This window comes from Sphingorhabdus sp., assembly GCF_044338195.1.
GTDB lineage: Bacteria > Pseudomonadota > Alphaproteobacteria > Sphingomonadales > Sphingomonadaceae > Sphingorhabdus_B.
The window spans coordinates 15456-40014 of record NZ_JBIIMC010000012.1 but is presented as its reverse complement, the minus strand read 5'-3'; the positions used below and the strand labels follow the sequence as shown (position 1 = coordinate 40014).

General features: G+C 57.4%; 26 protein-coding genes and 1 pseudogene. 16 read left to right on the top strand and 11 right to left on the bottom strand.

Translation table 11 applies throughout. From position 1 onward, the window contains the following. Window positions 1-14 precede the first annotated feature (14 nt). From rdgB to ACIQZK_RS05315, 3 genes are all read left to right on the top strand, one after another. The gene (rdgB, locus tag ACIQZK_RS05325; protein WP_397575219.1) at window positions 15-641 is read left to right on the top strand and encodes an RdgB/HAM1 family non-canonical purine NTP pyrophosphatase; all 627 of its coding nucleotides are present in this window, start codon (window positions 15-17) and stop codon (window positions 639-641) included. Between the two features lie 163 nt (window positions 642-804). Continuing rightward, window positions 805-1965, top strand: a complete 1161-nt coding sequence (gene hemW / locus ACIQZK_RS05320; RefSeq protein WP_397575218.1) for a radical SAM family heme chaperone HemW — start codon at window positions 805-807, stop codon at window positions 1963-1965. A gap of 15 nt (window positions 1966-1980) precedes the next feature. Then, window positions 1981-2865: a tyrosine recombinase XerC gene (locus ACIQZK_RS05315; RefSeq protein ID WP_397575217.1), complete on the top strand. Its 885-nt coding sequence runs from the start codon at window positions 1981-1983 to the stop codon at window positions 2863-2865. On the opposite strand, the gene ACIQZK_RS05310 is transcribed toward ACIQZK_RS05315, so the two are convergent. The 4 genes from ACIQZK_RS05310 to rsmI are packed head-to-tail and all read right to left on the bottom strand — an operon-like array spanning window position 2822 to window position 5622. Beyond that, the gene (locus ACIQZK_RS05310) at window positions 2822-3472 is read right to left on the bottom strand and encodes a DedA family protein (protein WP_397575216.1); all 651 of its coding nucleotides are present in this window, start codon (window positions 3470-3472) and stop codon (window positions 2822-2824) included. The genes ACIQZK_RS05315 and ACIQZK_RS05310 overlap by 44 nt on opposite strands. Continuing rightward, the gene (gene gshB, locus ACIQZK_RS05305) at window positions 3472-4434 is read right to left on the bottom strand and encodes a glutathione synthase (protein WP_397575215.1); all 963 of its coding nucleotides are present in this window, start codon (window positions 4432-4434) and stop codon (window positions 3472-3474) included. The genes ACIQZK_RS05310 and gshB overlap by 1 nt, the downstream gene beginning before the upstream one ends. A 10-nt stretch (window positions 4435-4444) precedes the next feature. Then, entirely contained in the window at window positions 4445-4795 is a 351-nt protein-coding gene (locus ACIQZK_RS05300; protein ID WP_397575214.1) for a YraN family protein, read from the bottom strand. Then, the gene (gene rsmI, locus ACIQZK_RS05295) at window positions 4792-5622 is read right to left on the bottom strand and encodes a 16S rRNA (cytidine(1402)-2'-O)-methyltransferase (RefSeq protein WP_397575213.1); all 831 of its coding nucleotides are present in this window, start codon (window positions 5620-5622) and stop codon (window positions 4792-4794) included. Before rsmI ends, ACIQZK_RS05300 begins: the two co-directional genes overlap by 4 nt. 33 nt (window positions 5623-5655) lie before the next feature. Between rsmI and ACIQZK_RS05290 the strand changes: the two genes are divergently transcribed. Then, entirely contained in the window at window positions 5656-6825 is a 1170-nt protein-coding gene (locus ACIQZK_RS05290) for a penicillin-binding protein activator (RefSeq protein ID WP_397575212.1), read from the top strand. A 40-nt stretch (window positions 6826-6865) separates the two neighbouring features. Here ACIQZK_RS05290 and def read toward each other — a convergent pair whose 3' ends face one another. Together def and recR are read right to left on the bottom strand one after the other, a co-directional pair. Beyond that, the gene (def, locus tag ACIQZK_RS05285; protein WP_397575211.1) at window positions 6866-7423 is read right to left on the bottom strand and encodes a peptide deformylase; all 558 of its coding nucleotides are present in this window, start codon (window positions 7421-7423) and stop codon (window positions 6866-6868) included. Window positions 7424-7454: 31 nt separating this feature from the next. Continuing rightward, window positions 7455-8051 carry a recombination mediator RecR gene (recR, locus tag ACIQZK_RS05280; protein WP_397575210.1) on the bottom strand — a complete coding sequence of 199 codons (597 nt, stop codon included), beginning with the start codon at window positions 8049-8051 and terminating at the stop codon, window positions 7455-7457. A 42-nt stretch (window positions 8052-8093) separates the two neighbouring features. Here recR and fmt point away from each other — a divergent pair, with 42 nt between their 5' ends. Then, window positions 8094-8999 carry a methionyl-tRNA formyltransferase gene (fmt, locus tag ACIQZK_RS05275; RefSeq protein ID WP_397575209.1) on the top strand — a complete coding sequence of 302 codons (906 nt, stop codon included), beginning with the start codon at window positions 8094-8096 and terminating at the stop codon, window positions 8997-8999. Continuing rightward, window positions 8996-9736: a tRNA pseudouridine(38-40) synthase TruA gene (gene truA, locus ACIQZK_RS05270; protein WP_395637794.1), complete on the top strand. Its 741-nt coding sequence runs from the start codon at window positions 8996-8998 to the stop codon at window positions 9734-9736. The genes fmt and truA overlap by 4 nt, the downstream gene beginning before the upstream one ends. Window positions 9737-9751: 15 nt before the next feature. Here the strand turns inward: truA and ACIQZK_RS05265 are convergent. Together ACIQZK_RS05265 and ACIQZK_RS05260 are read right to left on the bottom strand one after the other, a co-directional pair. Continuing rightward, window positions 9752-10303: pseudogene (locus tag ACIQZK_RS05265) on the bottom strand (methylated-DNA--[protein]-cysteine S-methyltransferase); the annotation flags it as partial. An 8-nt stretch (window positions 10304-10311) separates the two neighbouring features. Continuing rightward, window positions 10312-10989, bottom strand: coding sequence for a dienelactone hydrolase family protein (locus ACIQZK_RS05260; protein WP_397575208.1), 678 nt, complete (start codon window positions 10987-10989; stop codon window positions 10312-10314). Between the two features lie 222 nt (window positions 10990-11211). On the opposite strand from ACIQZK_RS05260, the gene ACIQZK_RS05255 reads away from it, so the two are divergent. The 5 genes from ACIQZK_RS05255 (at window position 11212) to ACIQZK_RS05235 (ending at window position 16157) form a co-directional block, all read left to right on the top strand. Next, on the top strand, window positions 11212-11778 hold the full coding sequence (locus ACIQZK_RS05255) for a F0F1 ATP synthase subunit delta (RefSeq protein WP_333568970.1): 567 nt from the start codon (window positions 11212-11214) through the stop codon (window positions 11776-11778). Between the two features lie 8 nt (window positions 11779-11786). Further along, a complete protein-coding gene (gene atpA / locus ACIQZK_RS05250) occupies window positions 11787-13316 on the top strand; it encodes a F0F1 ATP synthase subunit alpha (protein ID WP_397575207.1) in 1530 nt (509 codons plus the stop codon). 84 nt (window positions 13317-13400) lie between these two features. After that, the gene (locus ACIQZK_RS05245; protein WP_397575206.1) at window positions 13401-14282 is read left to right on the top strand and encodes a F0F1 ATP synthase subunit gamma; all 882 of its coding nucleotides are present in this window, start codon (window positions 13401-13403) and stop codon (window positions 14280-14282) included. A gap of 27 nt (window positions 14283-14309) precedes the next feature. Then, window positions 14310-15890 carry a F0F1 ATP synthase subunit beta gene (gene atpD, locus ACIQZK_RS05240; RefSeq protein WP_324479430.1) on the top strand — a complete coding sequence of 527 codons (1581 nt, stop codon included), beginning with the start codon at window positions 14310-14312 and terminating at the stop codon, window positions 15888-15890. Between the two features lie 6 nt (window positions 15891-15896). Further along, complete coding sequence (locus ACIQZK_RS05235) at window positions 15897-16157, top strand: ATP synthase F1 subunit epsilon (RefSeq protein ID WP_183941657.1); 261 nt, start codon at window positions 15897-15899, stop codon at window positions 16155-16157. A gap of 17 nt (window positions 16158-16174) precedes the next feature. On the opposite strand, the gene ACIQZK_RS05230 is transcribed toward ACIQZK_RS05235, so the two are convergent. Next, window positions 16175-16660 carry an SH3 domain-containing protein gene (locus ACIQZK_RS05230; protein ID WP_397575205.1) on the bottom strand — a complete coding sequence of 162 codons (486 nt, stop codon included), beginning with the start codon at window positions 16658-16660 and terminating at the stop codon, window positions 16175-16177. A gap of 96 nt (window positions 16661-16756) precedes the next feature. Here ACIQZK_RS05230 and ACIQZK_RS05225 point away from each other — a divergent pair, with 96 nt between their 5' ends. Continuing rightward, window positions 16757-17755 carry a 2-hydroxyacid dehydrogenase gene (locus ACIQZK_RS05225; protein ID WP_397575204.1) on the top strand — a complete coding sequence of 333 codons (999 nt, stop codon included), beginning with the start codon at window positions 16757-16759 and terminating at the stop codon, window positions 17753-17755. Between the two features lie 101 nt (window positions 17756-17856). Next, on the top strand, window positions 17857-19167 hold the full coding sequence (locus tag ACIQZK_RS05220) for an ammonium transporter (protein ID WP_397575238.1): 1311 nt from the start codon (window positions 17857-17859) through the stop codon (window positions 19165-19167). A gap of 128 nt (window positions 19168-19295) precedes the next feature. Here ACIQZK_RS05220 and ACIQZK_RS05215 read toward each other — a convergent pair whose 3' ends face one another. Together ACIQZK_RS05215 and ACIQZK_RS05210 are read right to left on the bottom strand one after the other, a co-directional pair. Beyond that, entirely contained in the window at window positions 19296-20702 is a 1407-nt protein-coding gene (locus ACIQZK_RS05215; protein ID WP_395634705.1) for an NAD(P)H-dependent flavin oxidoreductase, read from the bottom strand. Window positions 20703-20764: 62 nt separating this feature from the next. After that, entirely contained in the window at window positions 20765-21913 is a 1149-nt protein-coding gene (locus tag ACIQZK_RS05210; protein WP_397575203.1) for a glycosyltransferase family 4 protein, read from the bottom strand. A 37-nt stretch (window positions 21914-21950) separates the two neighbouring features. Here ACIQZK_RS05210 and ACIQZK_RS05205 point away from each other — a divergent pair, with 37 nt between their 5' ends. From ACIQZK_RS05205 to ACIQZK_RS05195, 3 genes are all read left to right on the top strand, one after another. Further along, the gene (locus tag ACIQZK_RS05205; RefSeq protein ID WP_397575202.1) at window positions 21951-23336 is read left to right on the top strand and encodes a protein adenylyltransferase SelO family protein; all 1386 of its coding nucleotides are present in this window, start codon (window positions 21951-21953) and stop codon (window positions 23334-23336) included. Window positions 23337-23497: 161 nt separating this feature from the next. Further along, on the top strand, window positions 23498-24265 hold the full coding sequence (cobA, locus tag ACIQZK_RS05200; RefSeq protein ID WP_397575201.1) for a uroporphyrinogen-III C-methyltransferase: 768 nt from the start codon (window positions 23498-23500) through the stop codon (window positions 24263-24265). Continuing rightward, window positions 24262-24558, top strand: a complete 297-nt coding sequence (locus ACIQZK_RS05195; protein WP_397575200.1) for a DUF2849 domain-containing protein — start codon at window positions 24262-24264, stop codon at window positions 24556-24558. The genes cobA and ACIQZK_RS05195 overlap by 4 nt, the downstream gene beginning before the upstream one ends. The last annotated feature ends 1 nt before the right edge of the window (window position 24559 follow it).

The following is a 24559-nucleotide window of genomic DNA, read 5'->3' as shown; positions in this document are numbered from 1 at the left end:
CAAGGCAAGAATATATGACCCATCGCAAATTGGAGCCCGGCAAGCTTGTCATCGCCAGCCACAATGCGGGCAAGGTGCGTGAAATCCGCGCCTTACTGGCGCCGTTTGGCATCGAACCGGTTTCGGCGGGTGAGCTTGGCTTGCCTGAGCCCGAAGAGACAGGGACGACCTTCGCCGAAAATGCGCTTCTGAAAGCACATGCTTCTGCCCAAGGTTCAGGCCTGCCTGCCTTGGCGGATGACAGCGGCCTTTGCGTGGCCGCACTCGGTGGCGCGCCCGGAGTGTACACCGCAGATTGGGCTGAAAAGCAGCGGTTCGAAGGCGGACCAGGCCGCGACTGGTACATGGCGATGGGTAAAGTCGAGGGCAAATTGGCCGAGCTTGGCCCGGATACCGACCGAAGCGCCTACTTTATCTGCACCCTCGCGCTTGCATGGCCCGATGGGCATGAAGAATTGTTCGAAGGCCGCGTACAGGGCAGCCTGACATGGCCTCCACGCGGAACGTTGGGCTTTGGCTATGATCCGGTGTTCGTGCCAACCGACCGGACGCAAACTTTTGCGGAACTGGACCCGGCGGAGAAACATGCCATGAGCCATCGGGCAGATGCGTTCGACAAATTGGTTGAGGCGGTTTTTTGACAAGCGCCAACTCTGACCAGACCGAAGCCCAGAGGAGCAGTCACGCAGTGGCTGCGACCGTCGAAGGGCGGGCATCAGTCAAGCACGGTGGTTGAACGAGACGCACCCTTCGACTTTTCGGCAGTGCTCCGCACTGCCGGCTCAGGGCTACGGTAAGCCTCGAATGTCAAATCCGCTCGCCCTGTATATCCACTGGCCCTTTTGCGTTTCCAAATGCCCTTATTGTGACTTCAACAGCCATGTGCGGGAAAGCGTCGACCAAGACGCGTGGTGCGCCGCACTGTTGGCGGACATGGCCTACGAAGCGGCGTTGACGCCCGGCCGCAAGCTCAGTTCCATTTTCTTCGGCGGCGGCACGCCGTCGCTGATGCCGCCGTCAACGGTCGCGGTACTGATTGAAGCCGCTGCGCAACATTGGGGCTTTGCCGACAATATCGAGATTACTCTGGAGGCGAACCCGTCCTCGGTTGAGGCATCCCGCTTCGCCGACTTGGCCAAAGCGGGCGTCAACCGCGTGTCGCTTGGCCTGCAATCGCTCGATGACGCCGCCTTGGCCTTTTTGGGGCGTGCGCATTCGGTTGCGGAGAGCCTCGATGCCCTCACGGTTGCGCAGCAGCATTTCGACCGCGTCAATATCGACCTGATTTATGCGCGGCCCGAACAAACGGCCAAGCAATGGGAGGCGGAGCTTCGGCGCGCATTGTCCTTCGGCACCGATCATATGTCGCTATATCAGTTGACGATTGAGGCGGGCACACGGTTCGAAACGCTCGTTCGCACTGGGCACTTCACCCCCGCCGACGATGACGATGCGGCGACCCTCTATGAAATGACGCAGGACATGACGCGCGCAGCAGGCATGGCCGCCTATGAGATTAGCAACCATGCGCGGGTGGGTCATGAAAGCCGGCATAATTTGAGTTACTGGCGCTATGATGATTATATCGGCATTGGCCCCGGCGCGCATGGACGCCGTCTGAAGTGTGCGACACAACGCCATAAAAAACCAGAGAATTTTCTTTCTTCTGTGGGCCGAAACGCGCATGGCATCAGCAGTGAAGATCATCTCGATCCCGCAAGCCGTGCAACCGAGAGCCTGCTGATGGGACTGCGGTTGAGCGAGGGTATCAGCCTTGAGCGCCTGTCATCGCGCACCGGTATTGCGCCAGACAAGATGCTGGATTTCAAGGCTGTCGACAAAATCGCACGCCTTGGCCTCATCACCCGCGACGGGGACCGCGTGACTGTCACGCCGCAAGGCATGCCGTTGCTGGATGCGATCCTGCCGCAAATAGTAGCGGTTGAGGCGGATGCTGCCGCCTGATAGCATGACGGTATAATGTCACTGCTCGCCGAATATCTAACGTTCCTGACCGACAATCGCCGGATGTCGCCGCATAGCGTCCGCGCCTATCATGCCACAGCAGATCGGCTTACCGGTTTTCTGCAATTGCATTGGGGGGCGGCAGTCGACCGCGCAACGCTGATGAAAATTTCCGCCGCTGACATGCGCGCCTTTTTGGCGGACCGGCGTGGCGATGGACTGACCAACCGGTCCACCGCCCGTGAATTGTCCGCCGCCCGTCATTTTTTGCGCTTTGCGCTGGGCGAAAACGCAACCCTGCCCGCCATGAAGGGCCCGCGCGTGCAACGCAGCCTGCCGCGCCCCGTAAACCCCGACGACGTACTGGCGCTAGCGGATGACGTCGCAGAAAGCGCGAACGATGGCTGGGTCGGCGCACGTGACTGGGCCTTGCTTCTCCTGCTCTACGGCAGCGGCCTGCGGGTGAGCGAAGCGACGGGGCTGCTCGGCGATATCTTGCCGCTTGGTACGACACTGCGCGTCACCGGCAAGCGTAACAAGACGCGCATCGTGCCGCTGCTCGATCAAGTCCGCACCGCTATTCAGGAATATATTGCTTTGTGCCCTTATCCAATGGCTGCCGACCAACCATTGTTTCGCGGCGCGCGCGGCGGGCCATTGGCGCCGGCACTTGTACGCCGCGCGGTGCAAGGCGCGCGCATGCGGCTTGGCCTATCGGAACGCACGACGCCGCATGCCTTGCGCCACAGCTTTGCAACGCATTTGCTTGCGGGTGGTGCAGATCTGCGCAGTCTTCAGGAATTGCTGGGCCATAGCAGCCTATCATCAACGCAAATCTATACCGCTGTCGATACGGCTATGCTTCTGGATGAGTATCAGAACGCCCATCCGAGGGCTTAGGCGCGGGGTTAGGACTGGGCTTCCAGCGCGCCAGACGCCAGACATAGGACCCCAATATGCCGACCATGATGACGGTCGACAAAGGCCCAAGCCACTTTTCGATATCGTCAAATTGTGAGCCCAAGAAATATCCAGCGCAGGCGAGAGCCGCGCTCCACCCCACCGTTCCAATCGTAGAGAAAACCAGAAAACGGCGCAGCGACATACCGAACAAACCAGCGGGAATCGAAATCAAAGAACGCAGCGTCGGCAACATACGCGCCACGAGCACGATGATCGGCCCATACTTGCGAAACAGCCCATGTCCGCGTTCAATCTCTGCCCAGTCAAGCGTGAGCCAACGGCTGTAGCGGTCGATAAAAACATGCATGCGCGCTTCGCCAAACTTGATGGCCAACCAATACCACAGCCAGTTGCCAAGCATTGCGCCTGCGGTTCCGGCCGCGATCGTGCCCCAAAGGCTCATATTGCCACGCGCCGCGGACACACCCGCCACGGTCATAATGACCTCGGACGGGACGGGCGGAAAAACGGTCTCCAGCAACATCAGCAGGGCGACGCCCCAATAATGCCCCCATTCAACGAGCCTGATAATCCAGTCTTCCATTAAGCGCGGCCGGCAAGCCTGCGTTCAATGGCGTCCAGTATTTTGGCAGCGGTATCGGTGCCATTGAACCGGTCAATCGCGACGATGCCGGTTGGCGAGGTTACGTTGATTTCCGTCAGCCATTTTCCGCCGATGACATCAATGCCGACGAATATCAGCCCGAGTTCTTTCAAACGCGGCCCCATCGCAGCGCAAATTTCTTGCTCCTCCGGGGTCAACAACGTCGCTTCGGCACTACCACCCACGGCAAGGTTCGACCGGAATTCGCCTTCACCCGGACGGCGGTTGATGGCCCCTGTGACTTCGCCGTCGATCAGAACGATGCGCTTATCGCCCTTGGCAACGTCGGGCAGGAATGGCTGTACCATATGTGGTTCGGGCCATGTCGAATTGAACACCTCAAACAGCGCGCCGACATTGCTGCCATCGGCTTCAATGCGGAAAATCGCCTTGCCGCCATTGCCATGCAGTGGCTTTACGACAATCGCGCCATGTTCCTTTTGAAACGCGCGCACTTCATCGAGTGAACGCGTAATCAGCGTCGGTGGCATGAACTTGCGATAGTCGAGCACCATGACCTTTTCCGGCGCATTCCGCACGCTGGCAGGATTGTTGACCACCAACGTCTCATGCTCGATGCGTTCAAGCAAATGGGTGGCGGTGATATAGCCTACATGAAATGGCGGGTCCTGCCGCATCAGCACGACGTCAATGTCAGAGCCCAGATCGATGCGCTGTGGCGCGCCGAACCGATAATGTGCGCCCTCAACGCGCTGAAGGTCATGCACAGGATGTGCGAGCGCGGTCAGCCGGTCGTTGGCGTCGAGCGTCAATGACATCACATCATAATGCCAAATATCATAGCCGCGCGATTGGCCCGCAAGCATCAGCGCAAAGCTGGAGTCGCCATGAATATTGATGCCGTCCATCGGGTCCATCTGGACCGCCATTTGTATTGCCATTTGCTTGTCCTTATCCGTGCCAGACGTTTGGCAGATGGTTCGGCCAACGCCATGGCGCAACCATAATCACGTCTATCTGCATATTTTCGCATTCTTTTCCATATTTCGGGAGCAGAATTTCGGCCGCAGCAGCAACGCGGCGTAATCTGTAGGCGTCAATCGCGGTGGCGAGGTCACGCACATTTGCGCGCGCTTTTACCTCAACGAACGCAATGGTTTTGCCGCGCCGTGCGATCAAGTCGACTTCGCCGCGCGGCGTTTTCACCCGCGTTGCAACAACCCGCCACCCTTTTAACCGCAAAAACCAGGCAGCGATGGCTTCACCACGCCGTCCCAATTTTTCTGCGGCCAACCGGTTCACTGCGACTTCAGTTGCGTAGCGCGCGTATAAACGTCGCTGCGCTCCAGCCCGAAACGCTTGGCAATGACGCCAGCGGCCTTGGCGGCGGACATGGTATCCAGTGCTTCGCGCAAGGCTGTGTCCACATCGCCGGTGTCATAGGCAACGTCATCCGCCGGCGGACCGATGATCAGGACGATTTCACCCTTTGGCTCTTGCGCCGCATAACGCGCGGCAAGTTCGGATGCGGTGCCCGTTACAACCTCTTCAAATTTCTTGGTCAGTTCCCGCGCGACGGCGACTTCACGGTCGCCATACGTCTCCGCGATGGCGGAAAGCGACGCGGCAAGACGCGGCCCTGCCTCGTAAAAAACCAACGTGGCCTTTACCTGACCCAGCTCCGTCAACGTTTCGACACGTGCCTTGGCTTTATTGGGAAGGAAACCGGCGAACAAAAAGCGGTCTGTCGGCAAGCCGCAAATCGATAAAGCCGCCGTAACCGCGCTTGCACCGGGGATCGTATATACCGGAACGCCTGCCTCGCGTGCGCTGCGCACCAGCTTGTAACCGGGGTCTGAAATCAGCGGTGTGCCTGCGTCCGACACCAGCGCAACAACCGCGCCCCGCGCAGCGGCGACCAGTGACTCACGCTCGGCCTCGCCACTATGGTCGTTATATCGCCGCATCTTTTTCTTCAGGCCAAGATGATGCAACAATTTACCGGTTACCCGGCTGTCTTCTACAGCCACAATTTCTGCGGCTTCCAGCAGATCAATCGCCCGTTGTGACATATCTGCAAGGTTGCCGATTGGTGTCGCAACGACATATAAGCCCGATTCGAACATCATCTGATTTATATGCTTCTACCCAAGGGAAAATTCATGAGCGCATCCAATGCAGCAAGCGGCGCAACGCCGCAAGCTTTAGCAGGACAGATCAAAAAGCTGCTGGTTTTGGCTTCGGTCGTTTTGCTCGCGGCCTGCGCCACCGCCCCGCGTGGGAGTAAAGGGCCACCCCCTGTGGTGTCCGAGGACCCGCTGGACGGCATGCACCGCGTGGCGTTGCTGTTGCCAGTGACTGGTCCAGACGGCGACGTTGGCCAATCCATCGCCAACGCAACCGCGCTTGCACTGGCGGACACCAAAGCGACTAATATTCGCATGATCACCTATGACACCAGCACCGGCGTCGCCGCAGCCGCAAAGCGCGCGATTGCGGATGGAAACAAGGTCATATTGGGCCCGCTGCGTGGCGACGATGTTGTGGAGGCCGCCGCAGTCGCGCGCACCACGGCTGTGCCCATCATCAGCTTTTCCAACGATGTCGGTGTTGCCGGGCAAAATGTATTCTTGCTTGGCCATTTACCCAATCAATCCATCGACCGCGTTGTCCGCTACGCCCGTTCGCAAGGCTATAACCGCTTTGCAGGCGTCGTTTCGACCAATGTATATGGCCAGCGTGCGCAATCGAACCTAACCTCTGCCGTGCGCAGCGCGGGCGGAACGCTTGTTGCCATCGAAGAATCTAATGGAACAACAGCGTCTGCCGATGCAGCGGCGCGCCGGTTGGCGCAATTGGGGCAGATTGATGCTGTCCTGATTGCCGACAGTGGCCGTGCCGGCGTTGTATTGGTGCCAGCGCTTCGGCGCAACGGGATGCGCAATGCAAAAATTCTCGGCACCGATTTGTGGAATATCGATGGGTCATTGGCGGGCAACCCGGCCATGTATGGCGGTTGGTTTGCGAGCGTCTCCGACACCCTTTATACCCAATATGCCGCCAAATATCGGGCACGCTTTGGCAAGGCGCCATTGCGGCTATCCAGCCTTGGGTATGATTCGGTGCTTTTGATCGCGCGGGTGGCGCGTGACTGGCGTCCGGGGACGAAATTTCCCGTTGTGCAGCTGACTGACCCGCAAGGCTTCATCGGTGTTGATGGCGCATTCCGCTTCATGCCCAGTGGCCTGACCGAGCGCATGCTTGAGGTGCAGGAAATTCAGTCGGGCAAGTTCGTGACAATCAGCCCAGCACCGACTCAATTCGCAAAGTAACGCGGCGGATCAAGCCGGGAACTTGTCCGGCGAACGCAATTTAGTGGCGGCAATGCTCATTATGGACATGGCCGCCGCCCATTTTGCGGGCTTTTTCGATTTTCTTGAGCACCATCTGACGCTTTAGCCGCGACAGGTGGTCAATGAACAAGATGCCTTCGAGATGGTCCATCTCGTGCTGGAGACAGGTCGCCATGAGACCCGTCATTGTCTCTTCATGAAACTTGCCATCAAGGTCCTGCCAACGTGCGCGGATTTGCGCGGGGCGTTCGACCTCTGCATATTGATCAGGGACCGAAAGGCAACCTTCGTTGTACAGGCTGTGTTCGTTCGACGGGTCCAATATTTCCGGATTTACAAATACCCGCGGATTGCGAACGGGTTCATTACCCTCGCCTTCCTCTTCCTGCAAATCGATGACCAACAGGCGCTTGGGAACCCCGACCTGAATAGCGGCCAGCCCAATACCGGGCGCGGCGTACATCGTTTCGGTCATGTCATCGACGAGCGTTTTCAAATCCGCATCGAATGTCTCGACAGGCGTCGAAATGGTTTTCAGCCGCGGATCGGGCACTTCAAGAATAGGTAATATGGCCATGGGTCGCAGATAGGGACGGTCGTACGATAAATCAACCGACTGGACGTCTGGCGCGCAATGCTTGCGCCAAAGTGCCATCGTCCAGATAATCCAGCTCACCGCCAACGGGCACGCCATGCGCCAATTGGGTCAAGCGTATCGGAAATTGTTCAAGCCGTTCGGCGAGATAATGCGCGGTCGTCTGCCCCTCCAAAGTGGCATTCATGGCCAAGACGACTTCATCGACGCCGCCGGCTGCAACACGGCTAACTAAGCCTTCGATGTTCAAATCCTCCGGCCGGACGCCATCCAATGCGGATAACCGGCCGCCCAGCACATGATATTTTCCCGGAAATAGCCGCGAACGATCCAGCGCCCACAAATCGGATACGTCTTCAACAACACAGATGGAGCGGATGTCGCGGCGCGGATCGACGCAAATGCCGCAGGGGTTGCCGGTATCGATATTCCCGCACGTGCTGCAGACGACCAGCCTTTGTTCGACCTGCTCCAACGCGCGCAAAAGCGGCATCAACACGCTTTCACGCTTTTTCATAAGGTGCAGCACAACCCGCCGTGCCGAGCGGGGGCCAAGTCCGGGCAATTTCGACAATGCCTGTGCCAATGCGTCTATTTCTTGCGATGCCATGCAGTGGGTCTTAGGGGGCTTTCGAACAAAGGAAAAGTGACGATGCGTCTTGCCTTCATGGGAACACCCGAATTTGCCGTGCCCGCGCTCGACGCGCTGGTTGCCGCTGGGCATGATGTGGTTGCCGTATATTCGCAGCCGCCCCGCCCCGCCAACCGCGGTAAAAAGCTTACGCCATCCGCCGTGCAACAGCGTGCCGAAGAACTGGGTTTGCATATACGCACGCCGCTTTCCCTGCGACAGGATGATGCCGCAGCGGAATTTGCCGTGCTTGACCTCGACGCCGCAATTGTCGCGGCATATGGCCTTATCCTGCCCAAATCGATCTTGGAGGCGCCAAGGCATGGTTGCCTGAATATTCACGGATCGCTGCTGCCGCGCTGGCGCGGTGCTGCGCCGGTTCAGCGTGCCATACTGGCAGGCGACGCCACAACAGGCGTCATGGTCATGCAAATGGAAGCAGGCCTCGATACCGGTCCTATTCGTGCGACGACGGAAATCGAAATCGGGCACAAAACCACGGGCATCCTCACGAGTGAGCTGGCCGAGCTTGGCGCAGAATTGATGGTAAGCGTATTATCGGACCTCGACGCACACCCTTGTGTGCCGCAACCGGAGGATGGCGTGACTTATGCCGCCAAAATCGACAAGGCAGAAACCAAATTGGATTTTTCAATGTCCGCTGAAGTGGTCGAGCGACAGATACGCGCATATAACCCCGCGCCGGGTGCATGGTTCGAATTTGAAGGCGAAAGATATCGTGTGCTTGCCGCCGACATCGTTGCCGATACGGGCAAAGCCTGCGCGGTTTTGGACGATCAACTGACCATCGCATGTGGCGTTAATGCGATCCGTCCCACAATCATCCAACGCGCAGGCAAACCCGCAATGCCGACCGCAGACTTGCTGCGTGGCAAGGCAATCCCGGCGGGCACGATTCTGCAATGACTCGCTTTGCCCTCACCATCGAATTTGACGGCGGCCCCTATATGGGCTGGCAATGGCAGGACCATGGCCCTTCGGTTCAAGGCGCCATCGAAGAGGCCATATTCAAAACCACTGGCGAAAAGACATTGGTCTATAGCGCAGGCCGCACCGATGCCGGCGTCCACGCATTGGGCATGCGCGCGCATGTCGATGTTGAAAAAGGACTTTCGTCCTTCCGATTGATGGAAGCCATCAACGCCCATTTGCGGCCGCACCCCATCGCGATATTGCATTGCGAGGAAGTCGCCGATGACTGGCATGCGCGTTTCAGTTGCATTGGCCGGTCCTATGAATATCGCATCCTCAATCGCCGCGCCTCGCTCACACTTGAAAAGGGTCGGGTGTGGCGCGTTGGTCCGCACCTTGATGCCGACGCAATGCACGCAGCGGCGCAAATTTTGGTGGGCGTGCATGATTTCACGACCTTCCGGTCGACGGCATGCCAATCGGCAAGCCCGGTCAAGTCGCTCGAACGGTTGAACGTCCGTCGCGAAGGGCAGCATGTGATCGTCGAGGCTGCGGCCTTGTCGTTCCTACATCATCAGGTGCGGTCGATGGTGGGTTGCCTTGTCGCCGTGGGGCTTGGCCGTTGGACCGCCGACGATTTGCAGGCTGCGCTGGATGCGGCAGACCGCTCTGCCTTGGCGGAAAATGCGCCGCCCGAAGGCCTGTATTTTGTGCGGGCAATCTACCCTTAAGCCAACAGGCGCGGATTACAATAATCGTCCTTGTGCGCGTTCCTTGTCTAGCAAGGCTTGTTTTCGTTCAAGGCCATATGCAAAGCCGCCAAGAGAACCGTCACTTCGTATAACCCGGTGGCAGGGGATGAGGACAGCGACGTTATTTGCGCCATTGGCACTTCCCGCTGCCCGAACAGCATTAGGTCTACCGACCGCAGCGGCGATTTCGGCGTAGGTCCGGGTTTCACCGGCCGGAATGCGCTTGAGCTCGTTCCAGACAGCCTGTTGAAATGCGGTGCCGCCCACATCCAGCGGCAAGTCCGGCATTTGAGCAGGGTTCTCAACGGCCGCAATGGCGCCTGTTACCAGATGCTGGAGCGCGCTGCCCCCGGCAATGATGTCTGCATTCGGGAACCGGCGTTGCAGCGCGGCTTCATCTTCATCGAATGACAGACGGCAGATGCCTTTATCGGTGGCGGCAAGCAGCATCTTGCCCAATGCGGTATCAACCACCGCCCAGCGGATTTCGACGCCTGCCCCACCATTTTTCCATGCGCTTGGTGTCATGCCCACATGCCCCTTTGCTATCCAGCCTAGCCGCCACATGCGCGGAACAACGCCAAGGTCCGCTCCCGCGCCAGATCGGCGCTTTCTTCGTGATAGTCTTTCCGCCGGTCAGAATTGAACCCATGATTGGCGTCGTACACAAATATCTGCGCGGTGGGGTGCGCCTTGTCGATAAGTGCCTCCACACCCTCCATCGGGATGCCTTGGTCATATCTGCCGAAATGCGCGATTGTGGCGCATTTGGGCGTCTGGTCTGCATATATTGTCGGTACGAGACTGCCATAATAGCAACTGGCGGCCGCAAGATCATCGCTGATACCCGCAAGTGCCCACGCCACCGACCCGCCATAGCAATAGCCGGTGATGAAAACGGGGCCTTTATCCTTTAACGCGTCAATGCACATCTGCGCATCATCCAGCGACTGTGCGAATGGATGAAGATCACGCGCCAATTCCACGGCGCGGTTGTAATCGGGCCCCGTATAGGCGGCTTCAAAACCCGGATGCTCGCGATCAAAAATAGCTGGTGACAAAACTTCATACCCATCTGCGGCATATTCGTCGCACAGCTCGCGGATATGATCCGTCACGCCAAAAATTTCCTGCACGAGCACAAGGCCACCGCGCCGCTCACCATCTGGTACGGCATGGTAGACGGCAATCTCCGCGCCGTCCGACATTGCCATCCGAATCATTTCACCCATCTTGGTCTCCTCTCCTGCCGCATTTCACGTGTTTTCGATTGCCGTGCAACGCCCGTTTGCACCACCAGAACGAGTTTGTGACGGCAACAGTGTGCAATGAACTGAATTCCCAATCTTGCATCGCAACAAAAGCCCTGCTAGGCGCGCGGCGACGCTAGAGACAGGGCAACCTTTCGGCTGGTTCAGCAAATACATCAGTTGTACATTTAAGGACTTCAACGCGTGGATAATTCCGGCGGCACAAGCGCTAATATACAAGCCAGTCTATCTGGCCGTTACGCGACGGCATTGTTCGAGTTGGCGCGCGACGCCAACTCCATCAACGCCGTTGAAAAAAGCCTTACGTCGGTCGCCAAAGCTGTGAACGAATCGGCAGACCTTAAGTCGCTGACCACCAACCCAGTATTGACGCGGACGGACGCAAAAAAAGCAATCGCTGCTGTTGCCAAGGCAATGAAGTTGGATGTTTTGACGACCAAGACTTTGGGCGTGCTTGCCGACAACCGCCGGCTCAGCGAAACCGCATCAGTCGCGCGGGCTTTCTCGTCGCTTGCGGCCGCCCATCGCGGCGAAGTCACCGCCGAAGTTACTTCAGCGCACGCCTTGAGCGCAGCGCAGATGAAGACGCTTTCCGCAAACCTTAAGGCACGCGTCGGCAGCGACGTGGCCATCCAAACCAAAGTCGATCCATCCATTTTGGGTGGCCTGACTGTCCGCATCGGCAGCCAGATGATCGACACTTCTATTAAAACCCGTTTGAACACCCTCGCTAACGCGATGAAAGGCTAAGTAGCAAAATGGATATCCGCGCCGCAGAAATTTCCAAGGTCATTAAGGACCAGATCGCCAATTTCGGCACCGAAGCTCAGGTTTCGGAAGTCGGTAGCGTTCTGTCAGTTGGTGACGGTATCGCCCGTATTCACGGCCTCGACAATGTTCAGGCTGGTGAAATGGTCGAGTTCGCTAATGGTATTCAGGGCATGGCCTTGAACCTTGAAGCGGACAATGTCGGTGTCGTTATTTTCGGAACCGACAGCGAAATTCGTGAAGGCGACGTTGTAAAGCGTACCGGCACCATCGTTGACGTTCCTGTCGGCAAGGAACTGCTTGGCCGCGTCGTTGACGGCCTTGGCAACCCAATTGATGGCAAGGGCCCGCTCAAGACCACACAGCGCAGCCGCGTTGAAGTCAAAGCGCCCGGCATCATTCCGCGTCAATCGGTCTCGGAACCTGTTCAGACCGGCCTTAAGGCGCTCGACGCACTCGTTCCTGTTGGCCGTGGCCAGCGCGAATTGATCATCGGTGACCGTCAGACCGGTAAAACCGCTGTCGCCATCGACACGTTCATCAACCAGAAGGAAGTGAACAAGGGCACTGACGAATCGAAGAAGCTTTACTGCATCTACGTTGCCGTTGGTCAGAAGCGTTCGACCGTTGCGCAAATCGTTCGGGCATTGGAAGAACAAGGCGCGATGGAATATTCCATCGTTGTTGCTGCAACCGCTTCGGAGCCTGCACCACTTCAGTATCTCGCGCCTTACACCGGCGTTGCGATGGGCGAATATTTCCGCGACAACGGCATGCACGCCGTCATCGTCTATGACGATTTGTCGAAGCAGGCTGTTGCCTATCGCCAGATGTCGCTTCTTCTGCGTCGTCCTCCAGGCCGTGAAGCGTATCCTGGTGACGTTTTCTATCTCCACAGCCGCTTGCTCGAGCGCGCTGCAAAGATGTCAGACGCCAATGGCGGTGGTTCGTTGACGGCATTGCCGATCATTGAAACACAGGCTGGTGACGTATCGGCATATATTCCAACCAACGTGATTTCGATCACCGACGGTCAGATCTTCCTTGAAACCGACCTGTTCTTCCAGGGTATCCGCCCTGCGATTAACGTTGGTCTGTCGGTTAGCCGCGTTGGTTCGGCTGCACAGACAAAGGCGATGAAGAAGGTATCGGGCTCGATTAAGCTTGAGCTTGCACAATATCGCGAAATGGCTGCGTTCGCGCAGTTCGGCTCGGATCTCGACGCGTCGACGCAAAAGCTGCTGAACCGCGGTGCGCGCCTAACCGAGCTGTTGAAGCAGAAGCAATTCTCGCCACTGCCTTTCGAAGAGCAGACCGCGTCAATCTTCGCTGGTACAAACGGGTATCTCGACGGCATCCCAGTCGCCGACGTGACCCGCTACGAAGAAGCTATGCTGGCTGACCTTCGCGCCAACCATGCTGGCATCCTGAAGACAATCCGCGACAGCCGCGACTTCAGCGACGACAGCAAGAAGGCGCTGATGGCCGCTCTCGACAAGTTCACGAAGAATTTCGCTTAATTCACTGATCTCCGGCAAAGGTCGGGGCACAGATCACAACGATAAACTGGACTCCGGCCTGCGCCGGGGAACACGGGAACCAAGATGGCAAGTTTAAAAGCCCTCAAAATGCGGATCAACTCGGTCAAGTCGACCCAGAAGATCACCAAGGCGATGAAAATGGTCGCTGCTGCGAAGCTGCGTCGGGCAACCGAAGCAGCTGAAGCATCACGCCCATATGCCGAACGACTGGAAGCGGTCGTATCGAGCATCGCGTCGAAGGTAACGGTCGGTCCTCAATCGCCAAAGCTGCTTGCTGGTTCAGGCAACAGCGACGTGCATTTGTTCGTTGTCGCCACCAGCGACAAGGGCCTTGCTGGCGCGTTCAACACCAATATCGTCCGTCTTGCCCGCCGTCAGGCAGAAGCATTGAAGGCCGAAGGCAAGATCGTCAAATTCTACACCATCGGAAAGAAAGGCCGCGATCAGCTCAGCCGGACGTTCCGTGGCGATATCATCCACAGCATTGAACCAGGCGATTTGGGCAAGCTCACTTACGCTGATGTTCAAGCATGGGGCGAAGATCTGACCGCACGCTTTGAAGCGGGCGAATTTGACGTCGCGCATCTGTTCTTCAGCAAGTTCGAAAACGTCCTCACGCAAACGCCAACGCAAATCCAGCTGATGCCCGTTGCCGTCACCGCGGGTGAAGGCGATGCCGTCGGCATTTCTGCGACGGTTGAATATGAGCCAGACGAAGAAGAAATCCTCGCTGACTTGCTGCCGCGTAATGTTGCCGTTCAGCTGCTTCGCGCAAACCGCGAAAATGCTGCGTCCGAGCAAGGTTCGAAAATGACCGCAATGGACAACGCAACGCGCAATGCGGGCGACATGATCAACAAGCTGACTATTCAATATAACCGCACGCGTCAGGCGGCGATTACCACTGAACTTATCGAAATTATCGCAGGCGCAGAAGCGCTTTAACGACATCCAAAGGCAAGGAAGAAGCAAATGGCAACCGCCCCGAAGAAGACCGCCGCTCCAAAAAAGGCCGCAGCACCCGCCGCAGCCGCTAAAAAAGCGCCTGTGAAAAAAGCTGCTGCAACCAAGGCTCCCGCTCCAAAGGCTGGTGCTGGCCAAACCGCGATTAACGTCGCCGGTGCAACGGGCCGCATTTCGCAGGTCATCGGCGCTGTTGTCGACGTAACCTTCACTGGCCAGCTGCCTGCCATTTTGTCGGCACTTGAAACCGACAATAACGGCAACCGCCTTGTCCTCGAAGTTGCGCAGCATCTTGGCGAAAACACCGTTCGCACGATCGCAATGGACGCGACCGAAGGTTTGACCCGCGGTCAGCCCGTGCGTGACACCGGTGCGCAGATTTCGGTTCCAGTTGGTCCCATGACCCTTGGCCGCATCATGAACGTTATCGGCGAGCCCATCGACGAGCGTGGCCCTGTTGGCGCTGCAAAGTCGAACCCAATCCACGCAGAAGCGCCTTTGTTCACCGACCAGTCGACCGAAGCTGAAATTCTCGTCACCGGTATTAAGGTTATCGACCTTCTCGCGCCTTATGCAAAGGGCGGCAAGATCGGTCTGTTCGGCGGTGCCGGCGTTGGCAAGACCGTTCTTATTCAGGAACTGATCAACAACATCGCAAAGGGCCATGGCGGCGTTTCGGTGTTTGCTGGCGTGGGTGAGCGTACCCGCGAAGGTAACGATCTGTATCACGAATTCCTCGACGCTGGCGTTATCGCCAAGGACGCCGACGGCAACCCAACCCCAGAAGGTTCGAAGGTTGCGCTGGTGTTCGGCCAGATGAACGAGCCTCCCGGTGCGCGTGCACGCGTTGCTTTGTCGGGTCTGACCATGGCGGAATATTTCCGCGATGAAGAAGGCCAGGACGTTCTGTTCTTCGTCGACAACATCTTCCGCTTCACGCAGGCCGGTTCCGAAGTGTCCGCACTTCTTGGCCGTATTCCTTCGGCTGTGGGCTATCAGCCAACTTTGGCAACTGACATGGGCCAGTTGCAAGAGCGTATTACGTCAACCACCAAGGGTTCGATTACCTCGGTTCAGGCCATTTACGTTCCTGCAGATGACTTGACCGACCCTGCACCAGCAACGTCGTTCGCTCACTTGGACGCGACGACCACGTTGAACCGCGCAATTTCGGAATTGGGTATCTACCCAGCCGTTGACCCGCTTGACTCGGTCAGCCGCGTTTTGACACCAGCCGTTGTTGGCCAAGAGCATTATGACACGGCACGCCGCGTTCAGGAAACGCTGCAGAAGTACAAGTCGCTTCAGGATATCATCGCGATTTTGGGCATGGACGAATTGTCGGAAGACGACAAATTGACTGTTACCCGTGCGCGTAAGATCCAGCGCTTCTTGTCGCAGCCTTTCCATGTTGCTGAAGTCTTCACCGGCATTTCCGGCAAGTTCGTTCAGGTCGAAGACACGGTTAAGTCGTTCAAGGCAGTTGTCGACGGCGAATATGACCATCTTCCAGAAGCAGCCTTCTACATGGTTGGCGGCATCGAAGACGCCGTTGCCAAGGCAGCCAAGCTTGCGGCGGAGGCGGCGTAAGCCATTATGGCACTTCGTTTCGAACTCGTAACACCTGAAAAGCTCTACCGCTCAGACGACGTCTATATGGTCGTCGTTCCGGGTAGTGAGGGCGATTTTGGTGTGCTTGAGGGCCACAGCCCAATGATGAGCACGCTGCGTAACGATGCCGCGCTTGAGATTTACGCGACGCAGGGTGCGACGCCCGAGCGCCTCATCATCGCTGGTGGCTTTGCAGAAGTGAATGAGAACGGCCTGACCGTTCTGGCGGAGCGCGTCGAGGCTTAAGCCTCGCGCGTTACGACTTAGGGGGCTTCGTCGCCCCAGATGCGCGCCGTTTCAATATAGCCATAGCGGCCTTCCGTTTCGAAGCGGCAATAGCCCTTTTCACATTCTTCGATAAGCCCGACCACACCGGGTTCAACGCGCCATGAAATATGCGCGTTGGCTTCAGGCGCGTCACGTAATGCGCCAATTTCTTTACCGATGACGATGGCAGCCCGCTTGGGGCTCAGCAAGCGGACATGCAGCCATCCCTGCTCGCCATCGGGGTCTTGGACCTTGCGCCATACGCTGTGCACCGCCACGACCTTCACGGGCAGGTTTTCGCGCTTATACACCCATGTAACGGGGAATTCAGTGCTTGGACCCGTACGCATGCGCGCCTCTGGCTTCGAAATTGACGCCCAATAAGGCGGCTTTTGTTGGGCCTGCCCGGCGGCGGACGCAGCACCAAAAAGCGCAAGCGCCAATGCACCGCAACGCACGATCGAATTGTGTTGATTAACCATATTTTTTACCACCGTGTTCATCCTATACCGTAAGCGCAGCGCGCAGCGCAACCATCCTGTCTTGACCTTGTCGCATAATCGGCTTTAGTCACTGCCATGCCCGAACTTAGCCGCATTGAACGTCCGTCTGTCCGCGTCACCCGCACGCTTCTTCCTGCTGTTGAAAAGCGCATGGCGGAACTGTTCGATGCTCGTTTCAATGCTGATGATGTGCCCCTCACCCGCGATGCGCTTGTTGCCGCGATGGCGGATTGCGACGTGCTCGTGCCGACTGTTACGGACTCCATCGATGCCAGCATCATCGCCGCCGCCCCGCCGCGCCTGAAATTGATCGCGAGCTATGGTGCTGGCGTTAATCACATCGATTTGGCCGCAGCCAAGGCCAAGGGCATCATGGTGACGAACACGCCCGGCGTGTTTACGGACGATACCGCTGACCTCACGATGGCGCTCATTCTGAACGTACCCCGCCGGCTTGGTGAAGGGCACCGTGCCATGCGCAATGGTGAATGGAGCGGCTGGAGCCCCACAGGCATGCTGGGTCACCGCATTGGTGGCAAGACACTCGGCATTATCGGCCTTGGCCGTATTGGAGAGGCCGTCGCCATGCGTGCCAAGGCATTTGGCATGAATATCATTTACAACAAACGCAGCCGTTTGCCCGCCAGCGTTGAGGATGAACTGGGCGTCACGTTCGAACCCGACATCGACCGGCTGGTGGCCCGTTCGGACATCATCACGCTGCACTGCCCGTTAACGGCGGACACCGACAAAATCATCAATGCCGATCGCATCGCGCACATGAAACCCAATGCATATGTCATCAACAGCTCACGCGGCGAATTGATAGATGAAGACGCATTGATCGAGGCACTGCAAACTGGTCGTATCGCGGGCGCTGGGCTTGATGTGTACACGCATGAACCCGCCGTAGACTCGCGGTTCTTGAGCATCCCCAACGCGGTGCTACTCCCGCATTTGGGCAGCGCCACAGTCGAGGGGCGCGAAGCATCGGGCGAGCGCGTGATTACAAATATCCGCGTATGGGCCGACGGCCACCGACCGCCAGATCAGGTGCTTGAGGGCTGGCAATAAGCAATTTTCTTTCGATTGCGGTAAGTTACTCGTAATTTTGTGCCTTGAGGCTTTATGACGCCGCGCCTAGAGACGAGGCGATTAAGCGGGCGGGGAAGATTATGATCCAGAAATTTGTGCAAACAGCGCTGGTTTTCAGCGCAGCCATGTCAGCGCCAGCGATGGCACAGACGGGCATGGTCGCTATCCCTGAAACCAACAGTGGCGATAGCGCGTGGATTTTGACCGCGTCAGCCCTCGTGCTGATGATGACGCTTCCTGGCCTTGCCCTTTTTTATGGCGGACTGGTTCGCGCCAAAAACTTCTTGTCGGTCCTCGTTCAATGCGGCGCGATTGCCGCTATTGCCTCGGTTATCTGGATTGTCATTGGCTACAGCCTCGCCTTTTCCGTGAACGGCAACGGCTTCATTGGATCGCTTGAAAATGTCATGTTCAATGGCTTGCTCGATTCTGTCCGTGAGGGGCAGACGACAGGAGAGCTTGCCTTTGCCCTGTTCCAGATGACATTCGCCATCATCACCCCTGCCCTGATCGTCGGCGCATGGGTGGAACGCGCCCGCTTTGGCTGGGTCGTGGCGTTCAGCGCCTTATGGTCGCTGCTTGTCTATGTCCCCGTGACCCGCTGGGTTTGGGGTAGCGGTTTTCTGGCCGACCAGGGCGTCATTGATTTCGCCGGCGGCATTGTTGTGCACACCACGGCTGGCATTTCAGCGCTTGTTGTCGCGCTCATGCTTGGCAAGCGCATTGGCTTTCCCAGAACGCTGATGCTCCCGCACAGCCCAGCGCTCACAGTGGCCGGTGCGGGCCTCCTCTGGGTTGGCTGGTTTGGCTTCAACGGTGGATCGGCTTTGGCGGCAAATGATGCGGCCGCCAGCGCAATTATCAACACCCATGTCGGGGCTTCGGTGGCTGCGATTGTCTGGCTGATGATTGAACGTATCAAGGTCGGCAAGGCCACCGCAGTCGGCTTTGCAACTGGCGCAGTCGCTGGGCTTGCCACGATCACACCGGCAGCAGGGGTGATTGGCCCCGGCGGCGCGATAATTCTCGGCATATTGGCAGGCGTCGTCTGCTTCTGGTTTGTTGGCCTTGTCAAAGGCACGCTGAAAATCGATGACTCGCTCGACGTTTTTGCCGTGCACGGTATCGGCGGGATACTTGGTTCCGTCCTGCTGGCGGTCTTTGCAAGCGAGGCGTTTGGCGGCGCTGGCTATGCCGAAGGTGCGGGAATGGCATCGCAATTGTGGGTTCAGGTGAAAGCCGTTGCCATCGTCGGTGCCTATTCAGCCGTGGTCACGCTCATCATCGGCTATCTGGTGTCGATGGTTGTGCCAATGCGGGTCAGCGAAGATCAGGAACGTGACGGGCTTGATATTTCAAGCCATGGCGAACGCGCTTGGGATTTGGATTAAGCCAGTCCTGCCTTGGCCTAATGCATCAGCGCATAGGAGCTGCTCGGCTAAGCCAACCTAATATTATATAGCCCTTGGTCGCGTTGTTTTGCGACCAAGGGCAATTTCTTGTAAATGTAAACCCAGCGTCAATCGCCCGTCAGAATGCGGTCCATCAATTGCTGCACAGTCGGAACGAAACCGTTCGAATAGAACGGATCCTTACCGAACAGATAAGCACTATGCCCTGCGAACATCAGGTTTTCGTCTATGGGCGCGCCGTGGGCGATGTTCTGCAATGCCTTTTGAATGCAGAAGCTGCGCGGATCGGCGAGGCGGCCCGTCGAATTATTGTCATGGTCCTTCCACGACGAAAAACCGCAATGCGACAGACAGCCCATGCAATCCTTTTGATCCTTGCGGATGACTTCGCCCGACGGCGGCGTCACAAACACCAATGTGTTGTCCGGCGTCTTCAAAGCGACCGTAAACCCGCGTGCATCCCATTCGCGGGCCTTCATCAGGTCCGCAGGCTTCACCCAGAAATTCTTGCCCTTCACGCCGACATCCAACTGCGCGCTATGTTCCGCATCGGCGGCCTGCACATACGCAATCTGGCGTTCCGAACGGGCCTGCAACTCAAGCAGGAACGGATTGATGACCGCGCTTGAATAGAAACCTGTTGGCGAAAATTGATGCAACAGCACGCCGTCTTCAGGAATTTTCGTCAGCGCGTCTTTCCAACCCTGTGGAATAGGGCTTTCTTGCGTGAGCAATGGCCGCGTACCCAGCTGGAATGCGATCTGCCCAAGCTCTGGATTATCAATCCAGTTGTTCCAGTCACGCAAGAACCATACGCCGCCCGCCATGACGATCGGCACGTCGTCCGAAATGCCTTCGGCACGCATAACGTCGCGCAGCGCCTTTACGCGTGGATAGGGGTCTTCGGGGCTACGCGGGTCTTCCGCGTTCGAAAGCCCGTTATGGCCACCGGCCAACCATGGATCTTCATAAACCACTGCACCCAACCATTCGGGTACCTTGTGATAGGCGCGTTTCCACAATGCGCGGAATGCACGCGCGGAGCTGACGATAGGCAGATAATATACGCCATATTGCGCCGCGATTTCCGAAAGCTTGTAAGGCATGCCCGCGCCACAGGTGACGCCGGTAACCATCCCCTTGGTCGCTTCCAATATGCCATGCAAAATGCGCTGCGATCCGCCCATTTCCCACAGCACGTTGATGTTGATGGCGCCTTTGCCATTGGCCATTTCATGCGCCAGGCGAACCTGCGCGATGCCACCACGGATGCCGTATTCCACCAGCTCTTCATGACGTTCAGCGCGTGTTTTCCCGTGGAAAACCTGCGGGATCATCTCGCCATTTTCATCATAGCTGTCGGCATTAACCGCCGATACAGTGCCAATGCCACCGGCGGCAGCCCATGCGCCAGAACTTGCGTGATTGGTAGCGGCAACGCCCTTGCCACCTTCGACCAACGGCCAAACTTCGCGGCCACCATAGATAATGGGTTTCAGACCCTTGAACACAATCACAACCCCCAATATTTATATCAAAAGCGCCGTTCAGCGTGCTCGCGCGCTATCGCAATTATCTAGCTTTGTCGCGCAAAATCGGCACGTTTCATAGCGGAACCATATAGCTGCCGATAACGCGCAAACATTGTCTCTTCATCATATAGTGCACAAGCCAGAGCGCGGTTGGCACTGCCCAGTTTTTCCCGAAGTCCGGCATCATTTGCCAGCTCCCTGATAGCTTGCGCCAAAGATGCCTCGTCGGTGCGCGGGACGATGAACGGACGGTTTTCACGCGCGACGATAGTGCGCACATCGCCAACGTCCGTAGAAACCACCGGAAGGGCGCTGGTCATCGCCTCCAATAGAGCAATCGGATATTGCTCGCTATCCGATGACAACGCAAAAATATCGAACAGGCGAATATAGCGCGCCGGGTCACGTAAGACACCGGGCATCATCACACGATCTGCGATACCAAGGCGTTCTGCCTCTGCCATGATTGCACCACGCTCTGGCCCGTCGCCGACAATCGCGAGCCGGACACTTGGCCCGGCGGCAGCAACTGCGCGCACAAGCCGCGGAAGATTTTTGGCGGTACGTAGCCCTGCGATCGCGCCGACCACAATCTCGCCATTGCGTTTCTGAAAGCCCGGAAAAGATCCGCGCTGCGGACGGCGATTGAAATGGTCGGTATCGATGCCATTTGGGAAACGACAAATCTTGTCCAGCGGCTGATGCCATATGGTTCGGGCGATATGCTCCAGCGTTTTCGATGGAACGACCAGCGCATTCGATCGCTGCAACGCAATGGTACGAAACCAGTTCCGCCGCTTTTTCAGATGGTCGATTTCGTCATCATCGAACCCGTCTTCATGGTGGATCAGTGGCGGCAAGTTCATGCTGCGCGTGAACAATGTATGCGCCATCACCGCATCGATCGCACCCCAATTATAGGTCAAAACGAGATGGAATTTTTTCATATATTGGGCAAGCTGACGATAGCGCCCAATAGCTGGCCTGCCTTTCAACGACGGTGCCGAATCTTTCGGGAACGTAATCTTCACGCGCCGGTCAATCGCCTCGGCCGCGCCAAAGGCATCATCAACCGCCGACAAGACGGTATGTTCGGCCTGATCGCCAAAATGGTTCATAAGCCGCACCGTGCGCGATTCCTGACCGCCAAGGTTAAAGCTGCTATGCAAATGGAGGATGCGGACCGCCGCCATACTTGCCTTTCTTTCTTGCACCGCCCAGATGCTGTGAATGATTATCGAACCTATGCACTCTCCCTACCGTCCTGATCCACAAATCGCCAGTCTGGGCGAAAAAATTGGTGATCCTGTGCGCGCGGCAAACTTTCCCGAGACAATATTGCGTTTTCGCAACGACCGTTGGGCGACAACTGTTGGGCTGGATGGATATGACGACGCCGCGTGGGTCCGCCATTTCGGGCGTTTTGAGCCGTTGCCCGATAACATGCCCGAACCTTTGGCGCTGAGGTACCACGGCCACCAATTCCGTGTGTACAATCCGGAGATTGGCGATGGACGTGGATTTCTGTTCGCGCAGCTGCGTGACGGCCACGACCGGTTGCTTGACCTTGGGACCAAAGGTTCGGGCACCACCCCTTACAGCCGGCGCGGCGACGGAAGGCTGACGCTCAAAGGGGGCGTGCGCGAGATATTGGCGACCGAAATGCTGGAGGCGCTTGGGGTCAACACCTCCAAAACATTCTCACTGATTGAAACCGGCGAAGAATTGATCCGCGGGGATGAGCCTTCGCCCACCAGATCCGCTGTCATGGTGCGGCTCAGCCATAGCCATATACGTTTCGGGACATTCCAACGCATCGCGGCGGAGGGGAACGAGGCGCTGATGCACAAGCTCATCCATTATTGCCTCGAACATCTTTACTGCGCCGAGGTTTCGGACAACCCCGCAGCACAGTTGTTGGGGCTTGCGGTTGATCGCGTGGCCGACCTCGCCGGGTCTTACATGGTCGCAGGCTTCGTCCACGGCGTTCTCAACACCGACAATATCAACATCACGGGCGAGAGCTTTGACTATGGCCCATGGCGTTTCACCGAAAAATGGGACCCAAGCTTTACGGCCGCCTATTTCGACCAATCCGGACTGTATGCGTTCGGGCGGCAAGCCGAAGCATTGCATTGGAACCTTGGCCAACTCGCGGTGGCATTGCGATTGGTATCTGATGCACCTCCACTGATTGCTGCACTCGAACGCTTTCCCGACCTCTACCAACAATCGGTCATTCGCCGATTTTTATGGCGACTGGGCGTAATATCCAAAGGCGAAGACGAAGATAAGCGCCTTGTCGAAGCCGCCGAACGCGCGATGGTCCGCGATCAAATCCCTATCGCCGCATTTTTCCAAGGCTACAGAGGTGGAAGGACGGGTTCACTCGAAACCAAGGGGGCAGACCAAGCGACATTTGAAGACATCTTGCGGGATTATTCCCCGGTCAACGCATCCGACGATTATTGGGTAAGCAATCCTGTCTGTTCGATGTTGATCGATGAGGTCGAGATGATTTGGGACGCCATTGCCCAAAAGGATGACTGGCAGCCTTTATATCAAAAACTGGCGCATATTCAGGATTTGGCGAAAGCTCTAAAACATGTCGGCTGATCACCGAGGGTAACCGCATTGGTCGTGACAAACATGGTCGGTTGGAAAAGTCTGCGGAACGTGAACTTGTCGCTGCGACAGCGGCGCCGATAAAGTTCTTCTAACCCATGGCCAACTAATCCTGTTTTGAAGCTTGGACGACTGCCGTCCATTTTGGCGCCATGGAAAAAGCACGAGTCTATTTGGTGGGCGCTGGCCCCGGTGACCCCGACCTGCTGACGGTGAAAGCCGCGCGGCTGATCTCGGCGGCCGACGTCGTTGTGCATGACGGCCTTGTCGACGCCGCGATTATGGCGCTGATTAGCCCGTCCGCACGGCTGATTTCAGTCGCAAAAAGCCGGTCCCGCCATTCTGTCCCGCAGGACGGCATCAACGACATTCTGGTGCGTGAGGCGCAGGTTGGCCGGATCGTTGTCCGGTTAAAGGGCGGCGATCCGTTCATTTTTGGACGCGGTGGCGAAGAAGCCGAAGCCTGCCGTGACGCGGGAATAGATGTTGAGGTCGTGCCCGGCATCTCTGCCGCAATGGGCGGCGCTGCGGCCACTATGCTGCCACTCACCCACCGCGATGCCTCCAGCGCGGTCACCTTCGTTGCTGGCCAGTGCAAGGGCCTGACCGACCAGAATTGGGCTGGCCTTGCCGGTAAAGGTCGCACGCTTGTCATTTACATGGGCGTTGCGACCGCTGCAGATATTACCGAAAAGCTGATTTCCGATGGCTTGTCACCGGATACGCCCGTTGCTGTGCTCGAGCGCGCGACGCGGCCCGATGCGCGTGCGATGCAAACGATCCTCACCGATTTGGGCGACATGATTAAGCGTGAGGGCGTCCAATCGCCCGCGATCATCGTTGTGGGCGACGTTGTCCTCAAATCAGATGCCAAAAACCGGCTCAAACATTTTGCCAAACAGGCGGAGAAAATTGCGTGAAGTTACTTACTGGAAATGAATTGCGCTCTGGCGCTGTAACCTGGTGGACGGGCAGCGGCTGGTCGCTCCATGTTGAAGATGCTGTTGATGTCGGTGAACATGGCGAAGCCGTGCTGCATACCGAGGAAGGCGCGCGCCGTGTGAACGCGCCGTACATCATCGACGCAGTTGCAACACCCCAAGGCCCCCGCCCCGCGCATATCAAGGACAGGGTCCGTGCGCTTGGGCCAACGGTGCGGCCAGACCTTACATTGAAACCCGCTGACCCAGCGGCAGGCGACTGGATAATCTGAT

What these genes read in the sequence shown, in the direction of transcription:
- rdgB (WP_397575219.1), top strand. Translation starts at nt 15, where the DNA reads ATGACCCATCGCAAATTGGAGCCCGGCAAGCTTGTCATCGCCAGCCAC.
- hemW (WP_397575218.1), top strand. Translation starts at nt 805, where the DNA reads ATGTCAAATCCGCTCGCCCTGTATATCCACTGGCCCTTTTGCGTTTCC.
- ACIQZK_RS05315 (WP_397575217.1), top strand. Translation starts at nt 1,981, where the DNA reads ATGTCACTGCTCGCCGAATATCTAACGTTCCTGACCGACAATCGCCGG.
- ACIQZK_RS05310 (WP_397575216.1), bottom strand. Translation starts at nt 3,472, where the DNA reads ATGGAAGACTGGATTATCAGGCTCGTTGAATGGGGGCATTATTGGGGC.
- gshB (WP_397575215.1), bottom strand. Translation starts at nt 4,434, where the DNA reads ATGGCAATACAAATGGCGGTCCAGATGGACCCGATGGACGGCATCAAT.
- rsmI (WP_397575213.1), bottom strand. Translation starts at nt 5,622, where the DNA reads ATGATGTTCGAATCGGGCTTATATGTCGTTGCGACACCAATCGGCAAC.
- ACIQZK_RS05290 (WP_397575212.1), top strand. Translation starts at nt 5,656, where the DNA reads ATGAGCGCATCCAATGCAGCAAGCGGCGCAACGCCGCAAGCTTTAGCA.
- def (WP_397575211.1), bottom strand. Translation starts at nt 7,423, where the DNA reads ATGGCCATATTACCTATTCTTGAAGTGCCCGATCCGCGGCTGAAAACC.
- recR (WP_397575210.1), bottom strand. Translation starts at nt 8,051, where the DNA reads ATGGCATCGCAAGAAATAGACGCATTGGCACAGGCATTGTCGAAATTG.
- fmt (WP_397575209.1), top strand. Translation starts at nt 8,094, where the DNA reads ATGCGTCTTGCCTTCATGGGAACACCCGAATTTGCCGTGCCCGCGCTC.
- truA (WP_395637794.1), top strand. Translation starts at nt 8,996, where the DNA reads ATGACTCGCTTTGCCCTCACCATCGAATTTGACGGCGGCCCCTATATG.
- ACIQZK_RS05260 (WP_397575208.1), bottom strand. Translation starts at nt 10,989, where the DNA reads ATGGGTGAAATGATTCGGATGGCAATGTCGGACGGCGCGGAGATTGCC.
- atpA (WP_397575207.1), top strand. Translation starts at nt 11,787, where the DNA reads ATGGATATCCGCGCCGCAGAAATTTCCAAGGTCATTAAGGACCAGATC.
- ACIQZK_RS05245 (WP_397575206.1), top strand. Translation starts at nt 13,401, where the DNA reads ATGGCAAGTTTAAAAGCCCTCAAAATGCGGATCAACTCGGTCAAGTCG.
- atpD (WP_324479430.1), top strand. Translation starts at nt 14,310, where the DNA reads ATGGCAACCGCCCCGAAGAAGACCGCCGCTCCAAAAAAGGCCGCAGCA.
- ACIQZK_RS05235 (WP_183941657.1), top strand. Translation starts at nt 15,897, where the DNA reads ATGGCACTTCGTTTCGAACTCGTAACACCTGAAAAGCTCTACCGCTCA.
- ACIQZK_RS05230 (WP_397575205.1), bottom strand. Translation starts at nt 16,660, where the DNA reads ATGGTTAATCAACACAATTCGATCGTGCGTTGCGGTGCATTGGCGCTT.
- ACIQZK_RS05225 (WP_397575204.1), top strand. Translation starts at nt 16,757, where the DNA reads ATGCCCGAACTTAGCCGCATTGAACGTCCGTCTGTCCGCGTCACCCGC.
- ACIQZK_RS05220 (WP_397575238.1), top strand. Translation starts at nt 17,857, where the DNA reads ATGATCCAGAAATTTGTGCAAACAGCGCTGGTTTTCAGCGCAGCCATG.
- ACIQZK_RS05210 (WP_397575203.1), bottom strand. Translation starts at nt 21,913, where the DNA reads ATGGCGGCGGTCCGCATCCTCCATTTGCATAGCAGCTTTAACCTTGGC.
- ACIQZK_RS05205 (WP_397575202.1), top strand. Translation starts at nt 21,951, where the DNA reads ATGATTATCGAACCTATGCACTCTCCCTACCGTCCTGATCCACAAATC.
- cobA (WP_397575201.1), top strand. Translation starts at nt 23,498, where the DNA reads ATGGAAAAAGCACGAGTCTATTTGGTGGGCGCTGGCCCCGGTGACCCC.